Source organism: Xanthobacter sp. AM11 (genome assembly GCF_047444035.1).
Classification (GTDB): domain Bacteria; phylum Pseudomonadota; class Alphaproteobacteria; order Rhizobiales; family Xanthobacteraceae; genus Xanthobacter.
The window spans coordinates 4,433,899-4,448,607 of record NZ_JBLAOA010000001.1; the positions used below are offsets into that span (position 1 = coordinate 4,433,899).

At 70.2% G+C, this 14,709-nt stretch carries 9 protein-coding genes and 1 pseudogene; 8 read left to right on the forward strand and 2 right to left on the reverse strand.

The features are described 5' to 3' along the window. Nucleotides 1–301 precede the first annotated feature (301 nt). The 6 genes and pseudogenes from ACI7BZ_RS20345 to ACI7BZ_RS20370 all read left to right on the forward strand — a co-directional run. Nucleotides 302–604, forward strand: a pseudogene (locus ACI7BZ_RS20345) (hypothetical protein); the annotation flags it as partial. A gap of 260 nt (nucleotides 605–864) precedes the next feature. Continuing rightward, nucleotides 865–2,265 (forward strand): MFS transporter, encoded by a 1,401-nt coding sequence (locus tag ACI7BZ_RS20350; RefSeq protein WP_414118947.1) that lies wholly within the window; start codon nucleotides 865–867, stop codon nucleotides 2,263–2,265. Between the two features lie 172 nt (nucleotides 2,266–2,437). Continuing rightward, nucleotides 2,438–2,767, forward strand: a complete 330-nt coding sequence (locus tag ACI7BZ_RS20355; RefSeq protein ID WP_414118948.1) for a cupin domain-containing protein — start codon at nucleotides 2,438–2,440, stop codon at nucleotides 2,765–2,767. A gap of 335 nt (nucleotides 2,768–3,102) precedes the next feature. Beyond that, the gene (locus ACI7BZ_RS20360; protein WP_414118949.1) at nucleotides 3,103–5,550 is read left to right on the forward strand and encodes an ATP-dependent helicase; all 2,448 of its coding nucleotides are present in this window, start codon (nucleotides 3,103–3,105) and stop codon (nucleotides 5,548–5,550) included. Nucleotides 5,551–5,731: 181 nt separating this feature from the next. After that, complete coding sequence (locus ACI7BZ_RS20365; RefSeq protein ID WP_414118950.1) at nucleotides 5,732–6,985, forward strand: GGDEF domain-containing protein; 1,254 nt, start codon at nucleotides 5,732–5,734, stop codon at nucleotides 6,983–6,985. 36 nt (nucleotides 6,986–7,021) lie between these two features. Then, nucleotides 7,022–7,930: a 50S ribosomal protein L11 methyltransferase gene (locus ACI7BZ_RS20370; RefSeq protein ID WP_414118951.1), complete on the forward strand. Its 909-nt coding sequence runs from the start codon at nucleotides 7,022–7,024 to the stop codon at nucleotides 7,928–7,930. Between the two features lie 77 nt (nucleotides 7,931–8,007). Here the strand turns inward: ACI7BZ_RS20370 and ACI7BZ_RS20375 are convergent, their stop codons facing one another. Together ACI7BZ_RS20375 and ACI7BZ_RS20380 are read right to left on the reverse strand one after the other, a co-directional pair. Further along, nucleotides 8,008–8,199 carry a hypothetical protein gene (locus ACI7BZ_RS20375; RefSeq protein ID WP_414118952.1) on the reverse strand — a complete coding sequence of 64 codons (192 nt, stop codon included), beginning with the start codon at nucleotides 8,197–8,199 and terminating at the stop codon, nucleotides 8,008–8,010. Between the two features lie 233 nt (nucleotides 8,200–8,432). Beyond that, nucleotides 8,433–8,942, reverse strand: a complete 510-nt coding sequence (locus tag ACI7BZ_RS20380; RefSeq protein WP_414118953.1) for a thioesterase family protein — start codon at nucleotides 8,940–8,942, stop codon at nucleotides 8,433–8,435. Nucleotides 8,943–9,166: 224 nt separating this feature from the next. Between ACI7BZ_RS20380 and ACI7BZ_RS20385 the strand changes: the two genes are divergently transcribed. Both ACI7BZ_RS20385 and ACI7BZ_RS20390 read left to right on the forward strand, forming a co-directional pair. Beyond that, complete coding sequence (locus tag ACI7BZ_RS20385; protein ID WP_414118954.1) at nucleotides 9,167–10,579, forward strand: FAD-binding oxidoreductase; 1,413 nt, start codon at nucleotides 9,167–9,169, stop codon at nucleotides 10,577–10,579. Nucleotides 10,580–10,712: 133 nt separating this feature from the next. Beyond that, nucleotides 10,713–14,687, forward strand: a complete 3,975-nt coding sequence (locus ACI7BZ_RS20390) for an AsmA family protein (protein WP_414118955.1) — start codon at nucleotides 10,713–10,715, stop codon at nucleotides 14,685–14,687. Nucleotides 14,688–14,709: the final 22 nt, after the last annotated feature.

Here is a 14,709-nt window from a genome sequence, read left to right on the forward strand (position 1 = left end):
GTGATTCTGTTCGCCCCGGTCGGCCACCACGATCCGAAGGTCGCGCGCCGCGCCCGCCGCGCCTTCATCCGCCCTGCACCGGCGCAGGGCATCGGCTGCGCCTTGCGATCCACCGGCGCAACCCGCCAGGCATCACCAAGACCCCGGGGGCCGGCGCCCCCAACCCGCGGCACATCGCCGCCCCCTCCGCCTTTCACGCTAGGTAAATATACATGACATTAAAGTTGGCATAAAAATACCTCAACATTGCGCCGATTCTGTATCGCAAATTTGCAATTGTTCGTCCGGTGGGTGACTGGATATGCTTCCTTCTCTGCGCCGCATCGCACAACTCAATTCGAGCATATTTGTACCCTACGCGGCAGGGCGCCTTCGGAGCCCTCTGAAAACCTGGGTCTTAATCGCCCTGCAAAGGACTCCGCGCACATTTTCGGAACTCTACTGGCGCTCCGGCTGGAGCGACACAAGGCGCAACCTTCTGTATACGCTGATGATACTTGGCCGCGAGAATTTCATCGAGCGACGGGAGGCCCCGAAGAACGAAGTCGTCTATGCGCTGACGCCGCAGGGTGCCGACCTCGCCGATCTCGTCGCCGCCGTGCACGACTGGGTGGAAGGCTGCGAGATTCGATCCCGGAGCTTCCCGCTTCGCGCCGACCTTCATGCATCATCAGCCGGCCCGCACCTGCAGGGTGCCCGCAGATGTGGCGGGCGGTCTCGTCGCGGCGGTCGAGTGACCGCAGGCCCGGGCACTCGACCGCAACCCACGGGTGCCCGAGTTCACGCACGGGCCTGCGGCGCCGCAGCCGAGGATTTCCGCCCGGCCGTGCTTCCCTCCGTCCATGGGGCCTGCCACTCTCGGGCATGGCCTCCCCCACCACAGACCTTCCGGCAGCGCTCCCTTCCGCCCGAACCGCCGCGCGCCGCGCCGTGTTCGGCTGGATCCTGTTCGATCCGGCGTGCCAGCCCTATTTCACCCTCATCACCACCTTCATCTTCGCCCCCTATTTCGCCTCGGCGGTGGCGCCGACGCCGGCGGACGGGCAGGCCCTGTGGGGCTTCGCCACGGGCGCCGCCGGGCTCGTCATCGCTTTGTGCTCGCCGGTGCTGGGCGCGGTGGCGGACGCGGCCGGGCGGCGCAAGCCCTGGATCTTCGTGTTCGGGCTGATGCTGATGGCCGGGGCCGGCCTGCTGTGGTTCGCCGAGCCGGGCAACACCGCGCGCATCCCGCTCATCCTCTCGGCCTTCGCCCTCGGCACCATCGGCGTGGAATTCGCCACGGTGTTCAACAATGCCATCATGCCGAGCCTGGTGGCACCGGAGCGCCTCGGGCGCCTGTCCGGGGCGGGGTGGGCCGCGGGCTATTTCGGCGGCCTTATTTCCCTGGTGCTCATGCTCGCCTTCTTCGCCACCCAGCCGGAAACCGGACTGACCCTGCTGGGCCTGCCCCCGGCATTCGGCCTCGATGCCGCCGCGCGGGAGGGGGACCGCTTCGTCGGCCCCTTCACCGCCCTGTGGTTCGCCGTTCTGGTGCTGCCCATGTTCGCCTTCGTGCCCGATGCGCCCAGGGCGCTGCCGCTGAAGGCGGCGGTGAAGGCGGGCCTTGCCGAGATGCGGGCGCTGCTGCCGAAACTGAAGTCGCGCCCGGTGCTGGCCCGCTTCCTCCTCGCCAACATGGTCTATGCCGACGGGCTGGTGGCCCTGTTCGCGTTCGGCGGCATCTATGCGGCCGGCACCTTCGGCTGGGGCTCCATCGAGATCGGCATCTTCGGCATCCTGCTCACCCTCACCGGCACCGCGGGGGCTCTGGCGGGGGGCTGGCTGGACGACCGGCTGGGCTCGCGCGCGGTGATCCTCGCGGCGCTGGGCACCCTGCTTTTCGCCGCCATCGGCCTGTTGTCGGTGGACCGCGACGCGGTGCTGTTCGGCCTGCTGCCCACGGCGCCCGGAAGCGGCCTGTTCGGCACCGTGCCGGAGAAGGTCTATGTGGGCCTCGGCCTGCTCATCGGCCTGATGGCCGGGCCGCTCCAGGCGGCATCGCGCACCCTTCTGGTGCGCCTCGCCCCGGCGGAGAACCTCGCCGAATGCTTCGGCCTGTTCGCCCTCTCCGGCAAGATCACCTCCTTTGCCGCGCCCACCTCGGTGGCGGTGGTGACGGCCGCCACCGGCAGCCAGAAGGCGGGGGTGGCGGTGCTGGTGGTGTTCTTCAGCCTCGGCGCAGCCCTGGTGGCGGGGGTGCGGGAGCACCGGCCCGCCGGCCGGTGACGGGCGGGTCCGGCCCCTCCACAGGGCCAGGCCCCTCCCGGCCTTGCCCCGGCCGGCGGGGCGCGGGACAAGGGGGGCGGGACAAGGGGGGCGACGAGGATTGACGCGCTCCGGCTCGTTGCGTTCGCACACGGCTTTTCACGCTCGAAGATGCTTAGAAAGGAAGGACGCCATGACGCTCCGCTCCATCCGCTTCAATCCCGCGCCCGCGCTGGAAAAGGCCGCCACCACGGTCCACGAGTGGTATCAGGACCGCACCGGCGCCTTTTCCGCCGGCTTCTGGGCCTCCGAGCCCTCCGAGATCGAGGTGAGCTATGACGAGGACGAATTCTGCGTCCTCGTCGAAGGCACGGTGGAACTGACCGATGCGTCAGGGCACACCGAGACCTACGAGGCAGGCGCCGCCTTCCTCATTCCCTCCGGCTTCAAGGGCATCTGGAAGAGCGTGACGCCGGTGCGCAAATTCTATGTGGTGCACCTGCCGAAGGCACCCGCCGCCTGAGCCGGCCTTCCTCCCCCGGCTTCAACCTGCGCTCCAGCTGGAGCACCAGCTGCATCACCGCCTATGGCAACAAGCCGCTCAACGAGAAGAATTATCTCTGCGGCTGCCAGTGAGCCAGCGCGGCGGGCACAGCGCACATCCACCCGGCGAAAGCCCGCCACCGGCGGGCTTTTCTGCGCCGGCCGGCGGGTCCGTGTGCCGGACCGGACGGGCATCTGAAACGGCAGCGCTCGCAATCGAGCCCCTGCGGTGCCATTTTGTTCTGCAAGAGAATCATATCGCTGAATCAGATTGGTGATTCAACACTGCAGGCTCACGTCCCGAGACCCCCCGTTTTGAACACGCCCTTCGACCCCCGCCGCCGCGACCCCCGGCAGAATGAGGCCGCCCCCGCGCTTCCCGGCCTCAAGCCCGGCGGCATCGCCGCGCGCGCGCGCGCCGGCATCGCCCCCGCCGCGCCGGAAGGCTCCTATCTCGCCGGGCTCAACCCGGAGCAGCGCGAGGCGGTGGAGACGCTGGAAGGCCCGCTCCTGGTGCTGGCCGGCGCCGGCACCGGCAAGACACGGGTGCTCACCGCCCGTGTGGCGCATATCCTCTCGCAGGGCCGGGCCTTCCCCTCGCAGATCCTGGTGGTGACCTTCACCAACAAGGCGGCGCGGGAGATGAAGGACCGCATCCACGCCATGGTGGGCGACCAGATCGAAGGCATGCCCTGGCTCGGCACCTTCCATTCCATCGGCGTGCGCATCCTGCGGCGCCACCACGAGCTGGTGGGGCTGAAATCGGGCTTCACGATCCTCGACACCGACGACCAGATCCGCCTGCTGAAGCAGTTGCTGGCCGCCGAAAACATCGACGAGAAGCGCTGGCCGGCGCGCCTGCTCGCCTCCACCATCGACAGCTGGAAGAACCGCGGCCTCTCGCCGAAGGACGTGCCGGTGGGCGAGGGCGCCGTCTTCGCCAACGGCAAGGGCGGCATGCTCTATGCCGCCTATCAGGCGCGGCTGAAGGCGCTGAACGCGGTGGATTTCGGCGATCTGCTCCTGGAAGGCATCCGCCTGTTCCGCGAGAACCCGGACGTGCTCGCCGAATATCACAAGCGCTTCAAGTATCTGCTGGTGGACGAGTATCAGGACACCAACGTGGCGCAGTATCTCTGGCTGCGGCTGCTGGCGCAGGGCTCGAAGAATGTGTGCTGCGTGGGCGACGACGACCAGTCCATCTATGGCTGGCGCGGCGCCGAGGTGGACAACATCCTCAGGTTCGAGAGCGACTTTCCCGGCGCCAAGGTGATCCGCCTGGAACGCAACTACCGCTCCACCGGCCACATCCTGGCCTCCGCCGCCCACCTCATCGCCCACAATGAGGGGCGGCTGGGCAAGACCCTGTTCTCCGAGGGCGAGGAGGGCGAGCACGTCACCGTCACCGGCGCCTGGGATTCGGGCGAGGAGGCCCGCGCCGTGGGGGACGAGATCGAGGCGCTGCAGCGCGCCGGGCATCCCTTGCGGGAAATCGCCATCCTGGTGCGCGCCTCCTTCCAGATGCGCGAGTTCGAGGACCGCTTCGTCACCCTCGGCCTGCCCTACCGCGTCATCGGCGGCCCGCGCTTCTACGAGCGGGCGGAAATCCGCGATGCGCTGGCCTATCTGCGCTGCGTGAACTCGCCGGCCGACGACCTAGCCTTCGAGCGCATCGTCAACGTGCCCAAGCGCGGCATCGGCGATGCCACGCTGAAGCAGGTGCACGACGTGGCCCGCGCCGCCGGCCTGCCCCTGCAGGAAGCGGCCCGCGCCCTCACCCAGAGCGAGGAGCTCAAACCCAAGGTGCGCGCCACCCTGCGCGGCCTCATCGAGAGCTTCGATCGCTGGCGCGAGCAGGCGCGCACCCTCTCCCACACCGAGCTGGCCGAGATCGTGCTGGACGAGAGCGGCTACACCGAGATGTGGCAGAAGGACCGTTCGGCGGAAGCGGCGGGGCGGCTGGAAAACCTGAAGGAGCTGGTGCGCTCCATGGAGCCGTTCGAGAATTTGCCCGGCTTCCTGGAGCACATCTCCCTTGTCATGGATGCCGACAACGGCGCCGGCGAGGATGCGGTTCAGGTGATGACCCTGCATTCCGCCAAGGGGCTGGAGTTCGACACCGTGTTCCTGCCCGGCTGGGAGGAGGGCCTGTTTCCCCACCAGCGGGCCCTGGACGACCAGGGCAAGGCCGGGCTGGAGGAGGAGCGCCGCCTCGCTTATGTGGGCATCACCCGCGCCCGGGCCTCGGCCCGCATCTGGTTCGCCTCCAACCGGCGCATCCACGGCATGTGGAATTCCACCGTGCCCTCCCGCTTCCTGGATGAGCTGCCCGATGCCCATGTGCGGGTGGAGGAGAGCCGCGGCGGGGCGGGCTGGGGCGGATCGAGCTATGGCGGCAACAGCTATGGCCAAAGCCGGTTCGACCGGGCCGAGCCGTTCGCCGCCTCCTCTTATTCCACCCCCGGCTGGCAGCGGGCGCAGAACCAGCGCGGGCGCGAGGGCGGGTCCGGCGGCGGCTTCTCGGAACGCGGCGGCGCGCGCTATGATGCCGGCGCCTCCGGCCGGCGCGGGTCCATGGTGATCGAGGGCACGCTGATCGCCACCTCCACCGGCGCGCCGTCCGCATTCAAGACCGGCGAGCGGGTGTTTCACATCAAGTTCGGCTATGGCGAGATCACCGGGATTGATGGCAACAAGCTCACGGTGCAGTTCGACAAGGCCGGAGAAAAGCGGGTGATCGAAACCTTCGTGGAGAAGGTCTGAAGGCCCGCGCCGTGCGTATGACCACTGCAGGGGCCGGTCAGGCGCCGGTGGCCGTGGCCGTTATGCCTGGCACGAGGCCCTGTTTCGCCTGTAGAGTTCCGCTGGCGCCTTCGTCCCCTGCTTCCCCTGTTCCCGGGATGCTTCGGCGAACGCCCTCTCCCGCTGCCTGACCCGAGCCGCCATGGCCGCCTTGAACATATTCCTGCTCGTCGTCGAGGTGCTGGTCTATTTCGGCGCCATGCTCGCCCTGTTCCGGCTGCGCGACCGGCTGGGCCTCGGCGTGTTCTTCTGCGCCCTCGGCAGTCTTCATTTCATGGAGACCTATCTGGCCGCCGCCTATTATGTGCAGCTGCCTTTGGGCATTTCCCTCTCGCCCGGCTCCGTGGTGTTGTTCTCAGGCAAGCTCGCCCTGCTGCTTCTGGTCTACATCCGCGAGGATGCCCTTGTGGCGCGCCAGCCCATCTATGGGCTGATGCTGGGAAACCTGCTGCTGCTCGCCCTCGTCTTCCTGTTGCGGCAGCACCATGTGGTGCCGGCCCCCGGGGCGCCGGGGGACCTCTCGTTCATGGACCAGCTCGGCGTGCTCATGGTGTGGAGCACCCTGCTCCTGTTCATCGACTGCATCGCCATGATCCTCATCTACGAGCGCCTGGCGCAGAACCTGCGGCGGGCACCGGTGCTGCTTTTGTGGCTGACCCTCGCGCTGGTCCTCACCTTCGACCAGATCGGCTTCTTCGGGGTGCTCCACCTCGCCATGGGGGTGCCGGTTTCGGCCGGCATCGGCGGATGGGTGGGCAAGCTGGCCGCGGCTGGTCTCTATGCAGTGATGCTGGCCTTCTACCTCGCCCGCTTCGAGGTGCGCGGATCGCCGGACCGCCGCCGCCTCTCCGACATCTTCGAGGCCCTCACCTACCGCCAGCGCTATGAACGCCTGGAGGTGACCTCCCGCCGCGACCCGCTGACCAATGTGCTGCACCGTGGCCAGCTCGAACCCCTGGGACGCGACCTGGTGGCGGTGGCCAAGACCACCGGCCGGCCGGTGAGCCTGCTGCTGGTGGACGTGGACGACTTCAAGGACGTGAACGACCGGCATGGCCACCTCGTCGGCGACACGGTGCTGCGCCTCCTCGCCGAGGGACTCACCGACGTGCTGCGCCAGGGCGACTATGTGGTGCGCTATGGTGGCGATGAATTCGCGGTGTTCGCCCCCGGCGTGCCCCATGCATCTGCGCTGCAGCTCGCCGCCATGCTGGCGCGGCGGACCACGGACGCGATCTTGCCCGAGGGCGTGGCGCTGCAGACGCTCTCCATCGGCGTTGCGACCACGCCGCAGGACGGGGAGACCTTGACGGAACTGCTTGATGCAGCCGACAAGCGCCTTTACGCGGCCAAGGCGGCCGGGCGCAACCGGGTGGTGGGCGCCTCCGGCGCCTGATCCGCGCCGAACTTTTTCAAGGACGATGCCGCGCCCATGCTCGAAGGCCTGCCCCCCAACGACGCCACCCATGTGATGCGGGTCGCCGCCCCGCGGCGCGAGGCGCAGCGCATCGCCGACCTCATCTCCGAGACGTTCGACCCGGCCGAGGTGGCGGTGGCGAACTTCGAGCGCACGGACGCGGAATGGGTAGTGGAGGTCTATGCCGGCGCGGCCTTCGATGCCGAGCGGCTGCAGGAAATGGTGGAGATCGCCGCCGGGCCGGAACTGGCCGCCGGCGTCACCTTCGGCGATGTGGAGCAGAAGGATTGGGTGGCGGCGAGCCTCGAAGGCCTCGCGCCGGTGAAGGTGGGGCCGTTCGTGGTGCACGGCGCCCATGATCGCGGGCGGGTGCCCGGGCATTGCATCGGCATCGAGATCGAGGCGGCGCTCGCCTTCGGCACCGGCCATCACGGCACCACCCAGGGCTGCCTGTGCGCCATCGTCGATGCGGCGCGGCGGGGGCGCCCGGCGCGGGTGCTGGATGTGGGAACGGGGACCGGCGTGCTGGCCATCGCCGCTGCGCGGCAGTTCCACACCCGGGTGGTGGGAAGCGACATCGATGCGGTGGCGGTGCGCACGGCGCGGGCAAATGCGCGGGCGAACCAGGCGCCGGGCATCCTCATGGTACACGCCGCCGGTGCCGGCGCCCGGACGCTGGGCGAGAAAGGCCCCTACGACCTCATCCTCGCCAATATCCTGCTGCCGCCGCTGAAGCGTCTGGCGCGCCCGCTGCGGCGCCTGCTGGCGCCGGGCGGCCGCATCGTCCTGTCCGGCCTCCTGTCCGCCCAAGTGCCGGCGGCCCTCGCCGCCTATCGCAGCCAGGGCCTGCGTCTGGTCTCCCAGAGGCATATGGAGGGATGGGCAACCCTCACCCTCGCCGCGGATGCCGGGCGTCCGCGGTAGGGCGCTTCAGCGCCGCCCCTCTCCAGGAGGGGCGGGCATAAGAAAAAAGGCGGGCACGTCGGAAGAAGCGGACGACCTCAGGCGATGGGGTCGCGGCCGTGCACCTGCACGTAGCGGGACAGTTCACGCTCCGCCTGCTCGGTGCGGGCGGCAATGATGGCATCCATCAGCCGGGCCCAGAAGCCCTTGTTCGCACCTTCGGCCTTCGCCGCGGAAACAGCCTTGCGCGCACCCGAAAAAGACCGGTCGGTATAAGTAACGGCGCTCATGAGAGGCCTCCTGCTCTTGGGCCCTGGAACCTGCGGTCCCAGCAAGCCTTATCGCAGCGCAATATAGGACGCGCCGCATCGCAGCAGAAGCGCTGGAACATCATGCCAGCCCTGCACGCAGTGCAAGCTCGCAGGATGCACAACGGCCGGCGAAGCGGTGGCTGCGCCGGCGTTGCGGACAATCACGATGGCAGCCGGGCCTAGCCCCCGGCGCAAGCGGCGGCGCCCTCGGTTCAGAAGCGCGCGGGCATGGTGACCCGGCGGCCGAGGCCGTCGAGCGGCGCAAGGCCGGCATGGGCGGCGCGCATGGTGGCGATGCGCTCCAGCACGTCGTCGGGGAACGGCACCACGCGCCGCGACTTCAGGTCCACATGCAGGGCCATCTGCTCGGATGTGGCCGAAACCCAGCCTTCGGTGGCATGATGCAGCGTCTGGAACAGGTGGAGTCGCTTCTCGTCATAATCCAAGAGCCGCAGCGTCACCCGCACGGGAGATTCCGGTGGCAGCTCCCGCAGGTAGCGGATATGGGATTCCGCCGTGAAGAAGGATGCGCCGCGCTTTCTGGCATAGCTGGGTCCGAGCCCGAGGAGCGAAAGCGCCTCGTCCATGGCCCGGTCGAAGATGAGCGTGTAATAGGCCACGTTGAGATGGCCATTATAATCGATCCACTCTCCCTCGACCTTCATGGAGGAGGAAACGAAGGGAGCGAAAAACACGGGTTCGAAGTCGATCCGGTCCAACATGGCCGCCTCGCTCAGTCAGCTTGAATTTGCCGCTTGTGAGCGCACTGTGACGCGAGAACGGGCATTCGTCACGCCCGAAAACGGCTCTGGAAGGTCGCGAATCGCGAATCAAAAATGTCACTGTCAAGGTGATTTTAGTCGGAAACGGCCCATTCGTACCGTCTGTTATCCACAAGGTGATCCACAGGCGGCCGATGCCCAAGGACAAAGTTAAGGATTTGTAAATGGTTGTTGCAGCCGCGAAATCCGAGCTCTCGCTCCACGAACGAGTCTTCGCCGCCGTGCAATCCCTGCGCTCCGCGCTGGATCACAAAGTCGTGACGAGCCTCGCCGTCCGGGAGCAGCATGCCAACATCACCACCTACCTGCCCAACGAACCGGCGGACGCCGTGGTGTTTGCCGAGTGCACGCAGGATGTGCAGACGGTGGTGCGGACCTGCGCCGAGCACGAGGTCCCGGTGATCCCCTGGGGCGCCGGCACCTCCCTGGAGGGCCATGTGAATGCCCCGCTGGGTGGCATCTGCATCGACCTGTCGCGCATGAACCGCATTCTGGAGGTGAACACCGCGGACCTCGACTGCGTGATCGAGCCCGGCGTCACCCGCAAACGCCTCAACGAGGAGTTGCGCGACCAGGGGCTGTTCTTCCCCATTGACCCGGGGGCGGACGCCTCCCTCGGCGGCATGGCCTCCACCCGCGCCTCCGGCACCAATGCGGTGCGCTACGGCACCATGAAGGACAACGTGCTGTCGCTGAAGGTGGTGACCGCCACCGGCGAGGTGCTCACCACCGCCACCCGCGCGCGCAAGTCCTCCGCCGGCTACGACCTCACCCGCCTGTTCGTAGGGGCCGAGGGCACGCTGGGCATCATCACCGAGCTCACCCTCAAGCTGTACGGCATACCGGAGGCCATCTCCGCCGCCGTCTGCCCCTTCCCCAGCGTGGAGGCGGCCTGCAACACGGTGATCGCCACCATCCAGAGCGGCATCCCGGTGGCCCGCATCGAGCTGCTCGACGAAATGCAGGTGCGTGCCTCCAACGCCTACGCCCGGCTCGACCTTGCCGAGACCCCCACCCTCTTCCTCGAGTTCCACGGCACCAAGGCCAGCGTGCACGAGCAGGCCGACCGCTTCGGCGAGATTGCGGCGGAGTTCGGCGGCGGCCCCTCGGTGTTCGCGGTGAAGCCGGAGGAGCGCTCGAAACTGTGGCAGGCCCGGCACGATGCCTATTGGTCGGTGCTGCCGCTGCGACCCGGCGCCAAGGCGGTGGCCACCGACGTGTGCGTGCCCATTTCCCGCCTTGCCGACTGCGTGATGGAAACCAAGCGCGACATCGAGGACATGGGCCTCATCGCCCCCATCGTCGGCCATGTGGGAGACGGAAACTTCCATACCACCCTGATGGTGGACGTGGACGACCCGGAGGACCTCGCCAAGGCCAAGCATTACATGAAGCGCCTCGTGGAGCGGGCGCTGGCCATGGGCGGCACCTGCACCGGCGAGCACGGCATCGGCCAGGGCAAGATGAAATACATGGCCCCCGAGCATGGCGAGGCAACGCTGGACGCCATGCGCGCCATCAAGCAGGCGCTGGACCCGAAAAACATCCTCAATCCGGGAAAGATCGTCGCGATCTGATCGCAATCTCTCCCCATAGGAAGGGATGCCCCCCATATGGGGGGAGCGGTTTGCGGCCGGGTGGGGCAAAGCCGGCCCGGCGCCATGTGGGCAGCGTGTCCGCTGGTTTGAGAGAAGCGGTGGGGAGACGGGCTTGCAGGGCATACTCATCAGCCTCGCCACAGCGGTGATCCTGGCCATCGGCGGGGCCTTCGCCGCCCCGTTCGTGGTGGACTGGAACGCCTGGCGCGGCACCTTCGAGACGGAGATGGGCCGGACCCTGGGCCTGCCCGTGGTCATCCGCGGCCCCATCGACGCCGAGATCCTGCCCGCACCGCGCATCCGCCTGCGCGACGTAACGCTGGGCGACGTGGTGTCCACCGGCGGCACGGTGCGCGAACTGAAGGCCGAGCTTTCCCTCGGCGCCCTGCTGCGGGGCGAGGTGGAGGCCACCGGCGTCACCCTCGACCGTCCGCAGATCCGCCTGGTGCTGGACAGCGCCGGCCGCCTTGCCCTGCCCACCGGCACCGGCCGGGCGGCCGACCTTTCCATCGCCCGCTTCGAGGTGAAGGACGGCGCCATCGACCTCCTGGACCGCGCCTCCGACCACACCTTCTCCTTCACAGACCTGGACCTGAAGGGCGAGGCGCGCTCCCTGTCCGGCCCCTTCCGCCTCGACGGCGAGGTGGAAACCGCCGGCGCCCGCTTTGCCCTGCGCTCCACCCTGGGCAAGATCGGCAGCGACGGCGCAGGCCGCCTGCGCATCGTGCTGGACGGGCGCACCCGCCCCTTCGGCCTCGACCTCGACGGAACCCTCAATGTGGCCGAGGCGAAGCCGCGCTTCGACGGCCGCGCCGCCCTGGCCCGCCACGGCGGCGAGGGGCTTGATGCGTGGCGGCTGTCCGGCACCCTGAAGGCGAGCCCGGACGCGGTGCTGGCGGAAAACCTCGACCTTGCCATCGGCGGCTCGGCCACCCCGGCCCAGCTGTCGGGCTCCGCCCGCCTTTCCCTCGGCCGCGCCATCGGCCTCGATGCGGTGCTGAACGCGCGCAGCCTCGATTTCGACGCCCTGCGCGGCGACCCGGGCAAAGGGGATGCCGACGCCAGCGCCGGCCCCGCCGAGGCCCTGGCGCGCTTTCTCGCGGCGGTGGGGCGGCTGCCGGTGCCGGACATCGCCTCCCGCATCGGTCTGGCCAGCGATCAGCTGATGCTCGGCGGCACCCTGTTGCGCGATGTGCGGGCCGACATCTCCGGCTCCAGCGCCGGCTGGCGGCTGGACAATGCGGAGGCGCAACTGCCGGGCAAGGCATCTCTGCGGCTGTCCGGCGTGCCCACCCGCGCCGCCAAGCAGACCGATGCCAGGCCGACCGATGCCAGGCCGACCGATGCCAGGCCGGCGGACGCAAAAGCCGGCGATGCCCGCACCAGCGACCCCAAGGCAGCCCGCCCGGGCGCCCCGGCGGACGGCTTCGACGGCGCGCTCACTTTCACCGCGGACGACCCCGCCGCCTTCCTGCGCTGGGCTGCGCCTTCGGCGGCACGCGAATATGTGGCGGCGGCCAAGGGCCCGGTTCGCATCACCGGCCGCATCTCCGCCGCGCCCGGCCGCGTTGCGGTGGACGGACTCGACGCCGCCTTCGGCGCCAGCCGCATGAAGGGCACGGCCTCTGTCGGGCTGCCCGCCGGCGCGGCACCGAAGCTGAACGTGCGCCTCTCCCTGGACGGCTTCGACCTCGATCCGCTGGTGGCGGCCATGCAGCAGGCGGCGGCGACGGCCGGCGGCGGGGCGGATGGGATCTTCCTCATCGACGGCCGCAACCTCACGGTGGCTGGGCTGCCCCTGCGGGCGCTCACGCTGGATGCCACCGCAACCGGCGGCAACTGGCGCCTGGCGCGGATGCTTGCGGACGACCTCGGCGGCATCCGCCTGGAAGGCGCGGGACGCATGGAGAATTTCTCCACCACGCCCCGCGGCGAGTTCAATTTCGCCATCTCCGGCCCCCGCGCCGACGGGCTGGTGCCGGTGGCCCGGCTGGTGGCCGGGGACCGGACCGCCGAGGTGCTGACGCGCCTCCTGCCCATCGCCGCCCCGGTCAAGCTCTCCAGCACCGTGGTGTGGGGCGAGGCCGGCGGGCGCAACATCTCGGTCGCCGGCACCCTTGGCCAGATCAGCGGCGACATCGCCTTCACCCGCTCCATCGCCGGCGTGCCCCTGCGCGTCGCCCTGAAGGCCGACCTTTCGGACGGCGCCCGGGCGCTGTCCGCCCTTGGCCTCGAAGGCATCGCCCCGCGTGCCGGCCCGGCGCGGATGGAACTTTCCGTCGAGCCCATGACGCAGGGCGAGGCCCATGTCCGCGGCCGCCTCGCTCTGGCGGACATGAGCGCCCAGGGCGACGGCCGCGTGCGCATCTCCACCGAAGGGCTGGAGCCGGACATCGCCATGCGCCTGGACGGGCCCGACCTCGGCCGCATCCTGCCGCAGGCCGGCGCCGCTGCCGACGGGCCGGTGCCCACAGCCCTCGCCTTCGCTTTGTCGCGCAATGGCCCCGCCTGGCGGCTGGGCGGGCTCAGCGGCTCCCTCGCCGGCGCCCCGGTTTCCGGCACCCTGGACATCGAGCCGGGGTCCGTACCGCGCTTCTCCGGCGCGCTCGCCTTCGACACCCTCTCCGTGCCGCGCCTGATCGGCCTGTTCGGCACCCGCGCCGAGGCCGGCGGGGCGGCGGGGGGCCTGTGGAGCCCCGCGCGCCTCGGCGGTCCGTCCGTGAGCGGCGTCTCGCTGGCGCTCGATCTCACCGCCGCGCGGCTCGCCGTGGTTGGCCCCTATGCCCTCACCGGCGCACGGCTGCGCCTGTCCGGCGACGCCGCCGATCTCGACCTGCGCGACATGTCCGGCGCCATGGGCGGCGGGCGGGCAATGGCAGGCCTGCGGCTGCGCCGCCAGGGCGAGGGCATCGAGGCCTCGGGCCGCCTGGTGCTGGAGCAGGTGGAAGCGGACGCCCTCATCTCCGCCACCGGCGCCCGCACGCCGCCCCGTGGCCGCGTCAACCTCACCCTCGACCTCGGCGGTTCCGGTCGCAGCGTGCTCGGCGTGGTGCAGACCCTGTCCGGCCAGGGCACCCTCGCGGTGCGCAATCTGGTGATCGAGGGCGCGAACCCCGCCGCCCTCGATGCCGTGCTGGCTGAAACCGCCATGCTGCCCGCCCCGCCGGACGAGCGGCGCACCGCCCAGATGCTCGACCGCGCGCTGCAGAAGGGGCCGCTGCGCCTGCCCATGGCGGAATCCACCCTCGGCATCGTCAACGGCGTCGTCCGGCTCTCCCCCGCCCGCACCACGGCGGATGGCGTGCGCGTGGGGCTTTCCGGCAGTCTCGACCTGACCCGCCTGATGATGGATGGCGCTGTGGATCTCGAAGGCGCCGAGGCGTCCGGCGCCGTGCCGGGCGGCAATGTTTCCTGGCGCGGGTCCCTGACGGCGCCCGAACGGCGGGTGGCGGCTCCCGCCCTCACCAGCGTGGTGGCCATGCGCGCCATCGAGCGCGAGACGCGGCGCCTGGAGGAGCGGCAGGCCCGCACCACCCCGGCCGCGACCCCGCCCGCGCCGCCGGCCACGGTGACGCCGCCACCGGCCGTGACGCCAGCCCCTGTCGCTGTGCCGGTGCCCGAATCCCCGCCGCCCGCGCCGCGTGCAAGCGCGCCGCCGGCAGCGCCCCCGTCCGAGCCGGTCGCGACGCCGCAGGCGCCGCCCCCCGCGGTGGCGGCCCCCATCCAGATTGCGCCCGCACCGCCGGTGGCCGCCGCCCCCCCGCCGCCCCAGCCGCAGCCGGTGGAACGGCGCGAGGCGCCGGGCTTCGGGGCGCCGGCCGGCGCCGGCACGCCGGCGGGAACCGGCACGGCCGCGCCCGCGGCTCCGCCCGTCGCCCGCCAGGACAATCACCCGGAGACGCGGCCGGAGGCGGCGCCCCGGCCCGCCGCACAGCGCCCGGCCACGCCCGCCACGCCGCGGCGGACCGAGCGCACCCTGCCCGAACTGCCGCCGCGGATCGTGGTGCCCCTGCCGTCAGAATCCACACTCCCCCCCACCCGCGGCTTCGGCGACCTGCCGCGCCCGCCGGGCCTGGTGGGACAGTGACGCGCCGCAGGACCCGGGCGGC